The 12270-nt window shown below is 36.2% G+C and carries 13 protein-coding genes and 2 pseudogenes; 14 read left to right on the top strand and 1 reads right to left on the bottom strand.

Annotated features, from left to right (window positions below; all coding sequences use genetic code 11):
• Positions 1 to 4: 4 nt before the first annotated feature.
• From OPR28_RS06795 to OPR28_RS06770, 6 genes and pseudogenes are all read left to right on the top strand, one after another.
• On the top strand, positions 5 to 688 hold the full coding sequence (locus tag OPR28_RS06795; RefSeq protein WP_264706695.1) for a hypothetical protein: 684 nt from the start codon (positions 5 to 7) through the stop codon (positions 686 to 688).
• Between the two features lie 94 nt (positions 689 to 782).
• Positions 783 to 1010 (top strand): annotated as a pseudogene (locus tag OPR28_RS06790) (hypothetical protein); the annotation flags it as partial.
• A gap of 6 nt (positions 1011 to 1016) precedes the next feature.
• Positions 1017 to 2945, top strand: a complete 1929-nt coding sequence (locus tag OPR28_RS06785) for a DUF4815 domain-containing protein (RefSeq protein ID WP_265023737.1) — start codon at positions 1017 to 1019, stop codon at positions 2943 to 2945.
• 20 nt (positions 2946 to 2965) lie between these two features.
• Positions 2966 to 4159, top strand: a complete 1194-nt coding sequence (locus OPR28_RS06780; RefSeq protein ID WP_182365006.1) for a hypothetical protein — start codon at positions 2966 to 2968, stop codon at positions 4157 to 4159.
• A 4-nt stretch (positions 4160 to 4163) separates the two neighbouring features.
• Complete coding sequence (locus OPR28_RS06775) at positions 4164 to 4358, top strand: hypothetical protein (RefSeq protein ID WP_141457048.1); 195 nt, start codon at positions 4164 to 4166, stop codon at positions 4356 to 4358.
• Positions 4355 to 4675 (top strand): annotated as a pseudogene (locus tag OPR28_RS06770) (hypothetical protein); the annotation flags it as partial. The gene OPR28_RS06775 and the pseudogene OPR28_RS06770, both read left to right, overlap by 4 nt.
• Before the next feature lie 28 nt (positions 4676 to 4703).
• Here the strand turns inward: OPR28_RS06770 and OPR28_RS06765 are convergent.
• A protein-coding gene (locus tag OPR28_RS06765; RefSeq protein ID WP_264705388.1) for an IS630 family transposase occupies positions 4704 to 5563 on the bottom strand; the annotation gives its coding sequence in 2 pieces (ribosomal slippage) (positions 4704 to 5239 and positions 5239 to 5563; 861 coding nt in all).
• Between the two features lie 49 nt (positions 5564 to 5612).
• Between OPR28_RS06765 and OPR28_RS06760 the strand changes: the two genes are divergently transcribed.
• The 8 genes from OPR28_RS06760 (at position 5613) to OPR28_RS06725 (ending at position 12269) form a co-directional block, all read left to right on the top strand.
• On the top strand, positions 5613 to 6728 hold the full coding sequence (locus OPR28_RS06760) for a hypothetical protein (protein WP_265023736.1): 1116 nt from the start codon (positions 5613 to 5615) through the stop codon (positions 6726 to 6728).
• Positions 6729 to 6734: 6 nt separating this feature from the next.
• The gene (locus OPR28_RS06755) at positions 6735 to 7295 is read left to right on the top strand and encodes a hypothetical protein (protein WP_155968663.1); all 561 of its coding nucleotides are present in this window, start codon (positions 6735 to 6737) and stop codon (positions 7293 to 7295) included.
• Complete coding sequence (locus tag OPR28_RS06750) at positions 7288 to 8475, top strand: phage tail sheath subtilisin-like domain-containing protein (protein WP_253303051.1); 1188 nt, start codon at positions 7288 to 7290, stop codon at positions 8473 to 8475. Before OPR28_RS06755 ends, OPR28_RS06750 begins: the two co-directional genes overlap by 8 nt.
• A gap of 11 nt (positions 8476 to 8486) precedes the next feature.
• Positions 8487 to 8984, top strand: a complete 498-nt coding sequence (locus OPR28_RS06745; RefSeq protein ID WP_265023735.1) for a phage major tail tube protein — start codon at positions 8487 to 8489, stop codon at positions 8982 to 8984.
• A 61-nt stretch (positions 8985 to 9045) separates the two neighbouring features.
• Positions 9046 to 9246: a hypothetical protein gene (locus OPR28_RS06740; protein WP_265023734.1), complete on the top strand. Its 201-nt coding sequence runs from the start codon at positions 9046 to 9048 to the stop codon at positions 9244 to 9246.
• The gene (locus OPR28_RS06735) at positions 9230 to 9475 is read left to right on the top strand and encodes a type II toxin-antitoxin system RelE family toxin (protein WP_015589015.1); all 246 of its coding nucleotides are present in this window, start codon (positions 9230 to 9232) and stop codon (positions 9473 to 9475) included. The genes OPR28_RS06740 and OPR28_RS06735 overlap by 17 nt, the downstream gene beginning before the upstream one ends.
• Before the next feature lie 111 nt (positions 9476 to 9586).
• The gene (locus tag OPR28_RS06730) at positions 9587 to 9844 is read left to right on the top strand and encodes a phage tail assembly protein (RefSeq protein ID WP_007303022.1); all 258 of its coding nucleotides are present in this window, start codon (positions 9587 to 9589) and stop codon (positions 9842 to 9844) included.
• 109 nt (positions 9845 to 9953) lie between these two features.
• Positions 9954 to 12269, top strand: a complete 2316-nt coding sequence (locus OPR28_RS06725; protein ID WP_265023733.1) for a phage tail tape measure protein — start codon at positions 9954 to 9956, stop codon at positions 12267 to 12269.
• The last annotated feature ends 1 nt before the right edge of the window (position 12270 follow it).

Genomic DNA, 12270 nt, shown 5'->3' with positions numbered 1-12270 from the left:
TTGTATGTCAATACTCACACAATCAGGCAGAGCTGCTATTGCACTAAGCATCAAAGAGCAATCTATATATCTTGCTTGGGGAACAGGTGATTCAAACTGGGAAAGTAGCCACAAGGTAGAAAAAATCTTCGCAAATGGTGAATTAACGCTTGATCATAACCCTATTAAAGAGGTAAAGATCTCTAAAGAGTTGGCAGTCTATAAACCAAGCAAGGACTACACAGTTGATAGTAACACTGGTATTGTTAAATGTCTTGAAAATAGCTCTATTGCAGCAGGTAGCACAGTTACCGTAGAGTATACTCAAAATACACCAGCAGAGCCTATTACTTCTACAAAGCTGCTTAATGAACTTGGAAGACGCATTGTTGATGAAGTCCTTTTTTGCACAGGTGATGAAAATGGAGAACTTATAACTCCTTCGGGAAGGTTTAAATCTTCAAATATGCCAACCAATAATTTATATCTTAAATTTACCTTCGATTTCACGGATGCAGCAAATCAAGTAATCAAAGAGCTAGGAGTTATGGTTGGCACCAAAGTAAAAGAAGCTTTACCACCAGGGCAAAGATATTTTGAACCTAAAGATATTGAAAATCCTGGGATTTTATTGGTTTTAGAGCACACTGTGCCACTTATCAGAACCGCAGCTACAAGAGAAACTTTTTCCTTTGTTGTAACATTTTGACATATGGCAATAGTCTATTTTTTGAAAGAAAAACACTTAGATCAGAAGAATCAACAAAATCTAAGCTCATTTTTATTGACATGCAAGACGGTATCTCTATCTCAAATTTACTTTCGATTTCACAAACGCAGCAAATCAAGTTATACGGGAATTAGGGGTTATGGTTGGTACTAAAGTAAAAGAAGAATTACCTATAGGACAGAGGTATTTTGAACCACAAGATATAGAAGACCCAGGGATCTTATTAGTTTTAGAACACACTGTACCACTTATCAGAACATCTGCAACTCGGGAAACTTTTTCATTTGTTGTAACCTTTTAGAATAAAATGACTTTAAACGCCTATTATAACCGCTTTAATCCTGACAAAGAGTACGAAAAAAGTTTGTTCCTTGCAGGAAGAGGTCTACAGTCTGCAGAATTAAATGAGACTCAGGAGTATGCTCTTTCTAAGCTTAAAGGCATAGGTGATGCAATATTTCGTGATGGTGATGTTATAACGGGAAGCAATTGTATTATAGATGCAAAAACTGGTAAAGCTACACTTGAGGGAGGAAAAATCTATCTGCGCGGTGCAGTTAGAAAAGTTGAAAAAGAAGAATTTGTTATTCCACTGAGTACCACAGTTCGCATAGGTGTTTATTATGTAGAATCTACGATTACAGAACTTGAGGATGAAAACCTTCGTGATCCTGCTATTGGTACAAGAAACTATCAGGAAGTAGGAGCTGCAAGGCTTAAAGTTTCCACCATTTGGGGTTATCAAGCAGAAGGTCTTTCTCCACGTTTTTCTGAAGGAGAGTTTTATCCAATCTATAACATTGAAAATGGAGTATTAATAGAACATTCACCACCTCCACAAGCAAACATAGTAACTACTGCTCTTGCTCGTTATGACAAAGAAGCAAATGGTTCCTACGTCGTAAATGGTCTTGAAGTAATGTTCCTGCAAAAGGAAGAGGGAGAAGGAGGAAAAAAAATATTTGTGATTAATGAGGGCAAAGCTCATGTTGATGGCTATGAGATTGAACTTCCTCACAGTATTCGTGTTTCTTTTGATGAAGATCCGGATATAAAATCAGTTGAATCAGAACCACATACTTTTCAGCCAAATAGCCAAAGAGTAATGGAACTGAAGGTGAATGATTTTCCAATAAGTGAAATTAAAAAAGTAGATATAACTGTTCAGAAAACCATTACTGTTACTCATGGTTCATACTCTGGAGCTATTGATCCGATACCTGACTCTGCAGTACTTGAGATTATTCAAGTTAAACAAGGCAATGTTATTTATGAAAATAGTATAGATTACAAATTAAACGCAGGAAACGTTGATTGGTCATTACCAGGTAAAGAACCAGCTCCTGGAAGTAGTTATCAAATAACCTACCGCTGTCGTACTCATGTAAGCCCTGAAGATATAAGTGAACAGGGATGCAAAGTAAAAGGAGCAGTTGATAACAGCTTGGTTCTGATTGATTACACCTGGAAAATGCCCCGCTATGATTTAATTACTATCGATAGCAAAGGAGTGGTAAGAAGAATAAAAGGAATTTCTCACCCTTGGCGACCATCAATGCCTAGAGCGCCTAGTGGACAACTTTTGCTCTGCTACATTCATCAGACGTGGAAAAAAGGCGAAGGGGTAAAAATAGTGAATAATGCTATTCATGCTGTACCGATGAATGAGCTTGAAGCAATGAAAAAAGGAATAAATGATCTTTATGCGCTGGTTGCAGAGGAACGTCTACGCAATGATGCAAATTCAAGAGAACTTACCACCAAAAAAGGAGTATTTGTTGATTCATTCTTTGATGATGATATGCGCGATCAAGGAATTTTGCAGTCTGCAGCAATAGTAAATAAGGAACTAATTTTACCAATAGATGTAACGATTGCTGATATTGATGGAGGAGAAAAAACTTATTTGTTGCCATATGAACTTGAACCGGTACTGGAGCAGCTTTTACAGACTAAAGGAGAAAAGATCAATCCATATCAAGCTTTTGATCCAGTCCCGGCACAAATTACTCTAAATAAAAATATAGATCACTGGACGGAGGTTACCACGAATTGGAAAAGTCCAGTAACCAGAGTGTTTAATGTTAAAGAAACAACAGAGCTGCTGTCAAGTACCTCATACGAAACTGAATTTATGCGAGAAGCAACTCAAAATTTTGAGATTGAAGGTTTTGCAACTGGTGAAAAGCTTAAGGAAGTAAAATTTGATGGCATAAGCATTCAACCTCAAGCATAGAAAATATTTGAAAGAAAAACATGATCGCAACATTTATTGCTGATAACAGAGGAAAAATAAAAGGAAGATTTACTGTACCAAGAAACATTCCTGCTGGGACTAAGTTAGTACAGTTCTTCGGTGATAAAGGAAGTTATGGAGAAGCAACGTATACTGGTAAAAAAACAATTACCATAGAGGAAAGAAGAAGAGTGATCGCAGCAAGACGAGTTGATCCTTTAGCCCAAACATTTACGCTAAATGAGAGCAGACACATAGGAGGCGTGGAGCTATGGTTCGTAAATAGCAGCAAAAAACGTGTTGTTGTGCAGATTAGAGAAACAGCAGTGGGAATGCCCTCGCAGACTGTCATTGCTGAAAGTTATATTGAGCCGAAAGATATAAAAGTAGATGGCACAGCAACACGTATAGAATGGCCACCAGTGTTTTGCCATGCAGGAGAGGAGTATGCAATAGTACTGCTTACTGATGATCAGGGTACTGCAGTCAAAATAGCAGAACTTGGCAAATATGATGCAGTAAATAGCCGTTGGGTAACAAGTCAGCCATATCAAGTAGGAGTATTACTTTCATCTAGCAATGCAAGTACCTGGACTCCACATCAAAATTTAGATTTAACGTTTCGACTACTAGCTGCAAAATTTAGCGAAAATTCTCATGTTATTGATCTTGGCAAAGTTACAGCAACCAATACTTCAGATTTAATTGTTTTGACAAACGTCGAAAAAGTAGCATTTGATACCAATGTAGAATTTATCTTAACAGATGAAGAGGGAAGAGAAAACTTTTTGTCTGATAATTTGCCGCTTGCACTGCGTGAAAGAATAAATGGGGAATTAACGGTAAAAGCAAGCCTAAAAGGAGGGCGAGAGAAAAGTCCAGTGCTATATCCTGGGTTACAGCTAGTTATGGGTAATCTTTCTAAGAGTGCAGATTATGTAACTAGAAGCATTACAGCAGGAGCTAACACTAAGATTACCATAACATATGATGCGCTGATACCTGGCACTGCAGATGTTAAAGCGTATGTGCAAAAAAACGTGGATTGGCAATTAGTAAATTTAACATCAGGAAAACCAATAGGGGAAAACTGGGTAGAGAGAACTCATGTGCTAACAAACTTTAATGGTAATGAGACAAGGGTAAAATTAGCTTTGAGTGGAACGGTTGTTTATCGCCCTAAAGTCAAAAATCTACGAATCATTATCACTTAGCAGAATGTCAGATGATAAAACAAGCAGAGGGTATCCACTACCACATCCAGAAAATATTGCTGTGCAGGATGTTGTTCGTATCCGTACCACAATTAAGAAAATAGATGAAGATATTACCGAAAGAGAAGATGAGCATAATCAACTTAAGAGTAATTTTGAGCGGTTTAATTTTGAGACTTTTTTAAATTTTTGGAAATGAAAGAAGCAATATACCAAAGGATAAAGGATTTAGCAGCAAATAGCACACCTGATCAACTGGCATATCTTGCAAAATCGCTGGAATTGATAGCAGATAAAAAAGCTATTTCTGATATTGCGCAAATGACTAAAGTAAAAGAAATAATTGATGCACTACAAAAGAGGCTTAAGGATTTAGCAGAAAACAGTACACCAGATCAATTAGCATATCTTGCTAAAGCATTGGAATCAATAATCGACAAAAGTGCAGTTTCTGAAATTGTACAGATGACAGATGGTAAGCTAAAAGAACTTCTTGATAGTGCAAAAAAACACTTATAGCATTTCTCATAATAGTCCAAACAGGTCATAGGAAGGCAGAATCAACAGCACGACGAAAGGATTCGAATAGAGGAATGTTTTTCCTGGCTCTGTTTTTTATAGCAAACCAATGATGCTCAATTTTGTTGAAATCTGGAGAATAAGGCGGCAGATACAAAATTTCTGCACCAACCCCTTTAGCAAGCTCGATAATCTTATCAGACTTATGAAAAGTAGCATTGTCAAGAATGACAGTCTGTCCAGGTTCCAAGATCGGTGTCAAAAATTGCTCAAACCATCCATTAAAAACATCCATATTACAGTGGCCTTCAAAGGTTAACGGAACAACTATCTTTCTTCCACTTAAGGCTGCAACCATACTGATTCGTTGAGTTTTCTTTCCAGATTTTAAGGCATAAAACCGCTGTCCTTTCTGGCAATATCCGTAGGGGTAGTCTTCGGTGTTATCAATGCCAGACTCATCTATATACACTAAGTTTTTAGGTTCTTTTGTCGCTATAATTTTCAAAAATTCAGCACGTTTTTCTTCGTTTCTTTCCTTGTATCCATATGTCTTTTTTTGCGCGTAAATCCAATTTTTTTAAGGGCTCGATAGATCGTTTGGATACTAACGTTGTTCCAAAGTTTAGCCATTTCCGATAGAGTCTTTCCTCCGTGTTCTCTGGCAAATTTGGCAAAGGTATCCCAGTCGGTAATTTTGTGATTGTAACCCCCATTTCCAAGTTTTTTTGATTGAAAGTCTCCTGTTTCTTTTCTTCTTTGCTGCCACTCCCATAAAGTAGTTCGTCCAATCTTAAATCTTGCTGCCACTGTTTCTCTGCTTTCTCCTTCGTCTAGTGCTTCCATTGCTTTTTTTCTTAAATCATAACTATATGCTGCTGGCATTCAACCTCCTTATCATCATCTACCCTTATCCTATCACATCCGGACTTTTATGAAAAGAGCTATAACTGATCTGGATAATAAAAAAGCTAGTTCTTTAGCAGTGATCTCTGAATCAGAGAAGCAGTTATTAAAGAGAATTGATGAAAAAGGAACAACAAATTTATCGCTACTTGATACGAGAAAGAATGCCAATATTGCAGCAATAAATAGCATTAGTAACAGTCATAAAGATGGTCTTAAAGGTTTAGTGAATAACTTCCGTACTGTTAATGATGTGCCAAGTGGCTCATCAATTATTAGGGAAATAGAAACTCGAATTGAAAACATCCTGAATGAGGTAAAAACTCGGGATGAACAGTTAAAAGCGTCTCTTATAAATGAAATAAGAAAGCGCAACATGGTTGAACCAGGGTCATTACCTTTCTTATTTGGTGTACTTGGCAGAAAAAATAATTATTTTGGCCACGGAACTTTTACGACAGAGCTTGGAAAGTGGAGTAGTGATATAACAAAAACTGACTATATGTTACAACTACTAGCAGGTAGCCATACGTACAATACAGATTACGTTAGTTTTTATCGGCCAAGACAACTAAGTTTTATAGAGGGAAGTAAAGGAACATTTATTTACGGAGAGTTATGCACAAAAAGTTTTTCGGGTAGTTATGATGAGATATACTATTACCCGTATGCTGCACTTGGAGTAGTATTTGTAAAAAATACAACCAATGTGAACATAAATAAGACAATGGAATTTGTTGGATCATCGTATTCGAGTACGGAGTATGGGGGAGCAGGATTATTTGTGGGAACTCCTGATAACACTAATTCTAATAAATCAAGTATTTCAAAAATAGTATGGAAAAATGTTTACCAATACACGAGTTCTGATAGCAAGTTAGCCGGATCTGGTAATGTGGAGATTCCAGCAGGAAAAACAGTTGCAATATTACTTTACACATCATTTTATCTGTATTCCAGAACACAAGTTAGTCAAGGTATGCTTGCATCAAATTATGTACACAACTATGGTCAATTTATTCAGTGGGGGATTTATAACATACGTAGCAATTTTCTCACCACAGGGCTTGAGGTAGATGTGGAAAGGACGCTCAGGGGTTGGCAATGTCCAGGATTATCTAACACGTATGAGATTTGGAGGTAACAAACAATGTCTATCTACATTAGATTTGAAAATGATAAACAAGTAGAAACAACAACACTTGAAAGCAAGCCAACTGAAAATGATTGGTATGAAGCACCAGAAGATTTTGATTGGCAAAAAAGCTATTGTTTAACAGAAGGAGGAAAAATTGCTCAGCGTACTAAAGAAGATATACAAAAGGAGTTACTGGATAATGCGAAGCTTTGTGCATTTGATAGTATGCGTTTCTATTATGATAATCATACTCACCAATATGCAGGTCATTCTCACCAAAAAGCTAAATCTTATGAGATTCAAGCGGAAGCCGCAAAAAGCATTCTAGCAGCACCAGAATCTATAGATGAAAAGGATAAAGAAATTATAGAACCTTTAGCAAAAGTCCGTGGTATTACGGTTATTGAAATGGCAAGAATAATTGAGGAAAAAGTGAAAAAAGCAGTAAAAGCAATAATTAAATGTGAAGAGCTTGAAGATTTAGCCAAAAGAAAGATTGAAGAAGCCAAAAGTGAAAATGAGCTACAGACTTTGCTAGATGATTTCAGGAAAAAAATACAAAGAAATGGCTGAAGAATTTTTACATGGCGTAAATGTTATTGAGGTAACCTCAGGAGCAAAGACAGTACGTACAGCTAAATCATCAGTGATAGGTGTAATTGGTACTGCACCTGAAGCAGATGAGCAAAAGTTTCCGCTAAATAAACCAGTGTTAATTGCAGGAAGCTTAAAAGAAGCAGCAAGACTTGGAAAGAGTGGCAGTTTACCTTCTGCAACAAACGGAATATTTTCCCAGATTGGTGCAACAGTAGTAGTTATTCGAGTTAAAGAAAGTGAAAACAGCGATTCAAAGCTCAAAGAAAGTGAAACTATCCAAAATATAATTGGCGGTGTTGATAAAGAGACTGGAGAGTATCAAGGGATAGAGGCATTCCTCAGTAGTGAAAGCATAGTTCATATTGCTCCAAGAATATTAATTGCACCTCAGTTTACTCATCAGTTACCTGAAATAGATGGAGTAAATCCAGTAGTGAGTGCTTTAATTTCCATAGCAGAAAAATTAAGAGCAATTATTGTTGCAGATGGACCAAATACTAATGATGAAGAAGCAATAAAATGGAGAAAAAGTGTAGGCAGCTCAAGAGTTTACGTAGTTGACCCTTGGGTTAAGGTATTTATTGAAGGAAAAGAAGGAACCTTGCCAGCAAGCCCATTTGTAGCTGGTTTAATAGCAAAAGTAGATAGCGAACAAGGATTTTGGCACTCACCTTCAAATAAAGAGATAAATGGTATTGTTGGAACAAGCAGGCCTATTGATTTTACGCTCGGTAATACAAATTGTAGAGCAAACCATTTAAATGAAAATGAAGTAACAACGATAATTCATCAAAATGGCTATAGGCTTTGGGGAAATAGAACATGTTCAAACGATTCGAAATGGGCTTTTCTATCAGTAAGGCGCACTGCAGATTTAATTAACGATAGTTTACTTCGAGCTCATCTCTGGGCAGTTGATCGCAATATCACCAAAACTTATATAGATGATGTGATTGAGGGGGTGAATTCTTACCTTGCAAGTTTAAAAGCGCAAGGAGCAATTATCAGTGGAAAATGTTATGCAACTCCCGAACTCAATACACCGGCAAATATTGCAAGCGGAAAAGTGTCTTTTGATTTTGAGTTTACACCGCCATATCCAGCTGAGCAAATAATATTCAGATCCCATCTTGTAAATAATAGTGTAATAAGTTAGGAGAAAGCGAAGTGTTACCCAAAATACTGAGAAATTTTAACGTATTTGTAGATGGTCGGGGTTATGCAGGAAAAATTGATGAGATAACGCTACCAAAGCTTACCATAAAAACAGAAGAGTACCGTGCTGGTGGTATGGATATTCCAATAAATATTGACATGGGCATGGAAAAGCTTGAAGCAGATTTCACTTTTGCTGAATACGATACAGAGCTCTTTCGGCTATTTGGGTTGATAAATGGAAATTCAGTAGCTTTGACGCTCCGTGGTGGAATGCAAGGTAATGATATTGAAGGAGTAATAATCAATTTAAGAGGCATTTTTAAAGAATTTGATTTTGGTAGCTGGAAACCTGCTGAAAAAGCAACGCTGAAGTGTACTGTAGCTGCTCATTACTATAAACTTACCATAGGTGGCAGTGAGCTGATAGAGATCGATGCTGAAAATATGATAAGAAAGATAAATGGTGTTGATCAGATGGCTTTGCTACAAACGGTTTTAGGGATCTAATATGGTTGACAAAATTACATAAAAATGTTAAAACATAAGAAGTTGTAGGTATATAGTTAATATGGATTCTAAAGCTCATAAAAATTCCATAGAGCAGCTAACTGGTTTACTTGTTAGTGTAGCACAATCTCAAGACAAGTCCGTTTTAAAGTTATTAACTGAATTAATGGAAGAAGAAATTGAAGATATGGAATTATCTAAGATTGCTGACGAACGCTATAAAGAAAAGAGGGTTAAACATCAAGATGCCTTCTGGGATTAAGCCTTACAATATAGACTATTCAGAATCTGTCATAAAGAAAGACATTCCGGCTCTTCCAGCAAAAGTAAAGTTAATGATTAAGAAGGCAATAATGGAGCGTCTAACAGTTGATCCAATTGGACTTGGAAAGCCATTAAAGCATAACTTAAGTGGACAACGTAGTCTACGGGTGAGGTATACTTTATTATATAGATGTACCAGAACATACAGTAGTTATTACTTCAATTGAACACAGAAAAGATTCTTGTCAAAGCTAATCCTATTTATAGCACCATACAAAGAAATTAGTTATGTAAAAGCCGATATAGACTTTTATTTAATTAACTTTTTAAGGAGGAACATGCAAGCTATAACACTTAATAACCCAATAACAGTTGATGGTATTTCTGTCTCAGAACTTACTGTTAGACGTCCAAAAGTTAGAGACTATTTGGCAATAGAACGCCTTAATGGTAGTGATCTGAGTAAGGAAGTAACTTTGACTGCCAATTTGACATCAGTTGCAAAAGAAGCGATTGAAGAGTTAGATATTGCTGATTATGTGAAAGTTCAAGAGGTATTAAAGGATTTTTTTTCACCGATTATCCAAAAAACTTGAGATTAGAAATACTAGTGCTTGGCTCTATCATAGGTGGTGGAGTTGAGCACATTCTTGATATGGAGATTAGTGAGTTTATTTCATGGAGCAAATTAGCTAGGGAGTTCAAATGTCAGTATTATCAATAAAAATAGGTGCGGTACTTGATGACAGTTTTAATACTGTAATAAAGGGAAGCAGTAGTCAACTTACCCGTCTTGGTGAGAATATAAGAAAGCTTGACTCATCTTTAAAATCAGTATCAAAGTTTAAGCAGTTGGGTAGTGATGTTTTGACTAGCAGGAGGTCTTGGAAGGGCTTTGAAGATCAGGTAAAATCTTTAGCTAAACAAATGAAAACAATAGAGAAACCAAGCAAAACTTTAAAAGCTGAGTTTGATAAAGCTAAGTTTTCTGCAACAAAAGCAAAAGAAGCATATTTGAAAAAGAGAGATGCTTTGCATTCATTAAATGAAGAAGTAAGGAAAAGTGGAAAGGATATTAAATCCTTAGTAAGAGATCAATATAAACTTGGTTCTTCTATTGAAGTGCTAAAAGGTAAGTATGGTAAGCTTGGGTCTGCAATACGTAGTCACCAAAGTTTTTTAGCAAGTAAAGCACATTTTAAGTCACAAATTGTAGAGACTATTGGGCTAGGGCTAACGCTTGCAGCTCCAGTTAAAGTTGCGATTGACTTTGAAAGTGCTATGGCTGATGTTACAAAAGTGGTAGATTTTAAAAAAGGAACGGATGAAGCAACTAAATTTGCAAAGAAGTTAAAAGAGATGTCACGTACTATACCATTATCAGCCGCAGAACTGGCACAAATAGCTGCAAGCGGCGGTCAACTTGGTATCAAGAAAGAAGACCTTTTTAAGTTTACAGAAGTAGTAGCAAAAATGTCAACAGCATTTGATATGTCTGCAGAGCAAGCGGGTGATTCCATAGCTAAACTTTCAAATGTTTATGGAATTGATGTTAGTGGGATGGAACACGTTGGTAATGTAATCAATCACTTATCAGATAACACTGCTGCTAAAGTAAAGGATATGGTACAAGCGCTTGCTATAGTTGGTGGTACTGCAAAACAGTTTGGATTAAAGTTTGAACAAACCAGCAGCTTAGTAAATGCTTTCATTAGCTTAGGCAAACAACCAGCGAAAGCTGCAACTGCTATAAATGCTTTACTTTCTAAGCTTCAAACTGCTGAAGGTCAAGGAAAAGAGTTTAAGGCAGCACTAGAAGAAATGGGCATAGCCGCAGAAGAAATGGTACAAAGGATAAGTGAAAATGGGGAAGAAGCACTACTTTACTTTTTTCAAACTCTAAAGAAAATGGATAACCAGGAGCGTTCTACAATCCTTATGAAACTTTTCGGTCAGGAATATCAAGATGATATTGCATTATTAGCTGGAAGTTTTAACAAATACGAAGATGCAATAAAGTTATTGGCTAATACAGAAAAGTACAAGAGCTCTCTACAAGAAGAATTCAAAAATCGTGCAGACACTACAGCTAATAAATTACGACTTCTTCGAAATGCAATAGCTGAAGTTGGTATGAACCTGGGCTCAGTGATGCTGCCTACTTTAAAATCTATAGCTGAATTTTTACAAGAAAAAACTAGATATATAGCAGAGTTTGCAGAAAAATATCCAACTTTAACCACGGCGATCATGGGTACTGTAGCAGCCTTGATAAGTTTAAAAATTGTAGCAGTAGGACTAGGATACGGATTTACATTGCTAGGAAGTACGATTTTTAGTCTGAAAGCAAACCTACTTGGAGTATTTTCATTTTTATCAGCTACAGTTTTTCCTGCAGTAATAACAGGACTAAGAGCAATAACACTTGCTGTAATGAGTAATCCTATAGGACTTTTAATTACTGGACTTATCACAGGTGCAGCACTTGTGATAACTAACTGGCAAAAAGTGAAGGAATTCTTTGCTAGTTTTTGGAAATCAATCATAAAACCGATAGGAGAGGCTTTTTCATGGGTGGGAGATACAGTTAGTAGCGTATTTGGGAAAGTGTCAGAAAATAGTCCAATAAAAGAATTTGAGAAGAGAAAAACTGTTATTTCGTTAGTTGATGGAGAAGCTAGCAATTTACTTTCTAAAAATAGTGTTTTTAATAATGGGAATCCTTTATCAAATAATAGTGTGATGAAAGGAATTTCTAAAAATAGCTGGAATAATGTTAAAATTAAACATGCTATTGCAGAAAAGAAATCTATAGTAGATGAGAAAGATCTCAATCTGAAAGAGTACGTAAAAAGCAAATATGAAAATAAAACTTTTAACCAAACTCAACATAATTATTTCAACATAAGTGTACAAGCAGCACCAAATCAAGATGTTCGTAACCTTGCTGATGAAGTAATAAAAAGGATAAGAGAAAAATCACGTGATGTTCTGTTTGATACCATAGACCCTGTTTATTAAA

Origin of the sequence: Wolbachia endosymbiont (group A) of Epistrophe grossularia (genome assembly GCF_947251435.1) — a bacterium.
GTDB classification, from domain to species: domain Bacteria; phylum Pseudomonadota; class Alphaproteobacteria; order Rickettsiales; family Anaplasmataceae; genus Wolbachia; species Wolbachia pipientis.
Note: the sequence above shows the minus strand (reverse complement) of the source record. Positions and strands in the feature narration are given on the sequence as shown.

Coding starts and splice junctions, on each gene's coding strand:
- OPR28_RS06795 (WP_264706695.1), top strand. CDS start 5: ATGTCAATACTCACACAATCAGGCAGAGCTGCTATTGCACTAAGCATC.
- OPR28_RS06785 (WP_265023737.1), top strand. CDS start 1,017: ATGACTTTAAACGCCTATTATAACCGCTTTAATCCTGACAAAGAGTAC.
- OPR28_RS06780 (WP_182365006.1), top strand. CDS start 2,966: ATGATCGCAACATTTATTGCTGATAACAGAGGAAAAATAAAAGGAAGA.
- OPR28_RS06775 (WP_141457048.1), top strand. CDS start 4,164: ATGTCAGATGATAAAACAAGCAGAGGGTATCCACTACCACATCCAGAA.
- OPR28_RS06760 (WP_265023736.1), top strand. CDS start 5,613: ATGAAAAGAGCTATAACTGATCTGGATAATAAAAAAGCTAGTTCTTTA.
- OPR28_RS06755 (WP_155968663.1), top strand. CDS start 6,735: ATGTCTATCTACATTAGATTTGAAAATGATAAACAAGTAGAAACAACA.
- OPR28_RS06750 (WP_253303051.1), top strand. CDS start 7,288: ATGGCTGAAGAATTTTTACATGGCGTAAATGTTATTGAGGTAACCTCA.
- OPR28_RS06740 (WP_265023734.1), top strand. CDS start 9,046: ATGGATTCTAAAGCTCATAAAAATTCCATAGAGCAGCTAACTGGTTTA.
- OPR28_RS06735 (WP_015589015.1), top strand. CDS start 9,230: ATGCCTTCTGGGATTAAGCCTTACAATATAGACTATTCAGAATCTGTC.
- OPR28_RS06730 (WP_007303022.1), top strand. CDS start 9,587: ATGCAAGCTATAACACTTAATAACCCAATAACAGTTGATGGTATTTCT.
- OPR28_RS06725 (WP_265023733.1), top strand. CDS start 9,954: ATGTCAGTATTATCAATAAAAATAGGTGCGGTACTTGATGACAGTTTT.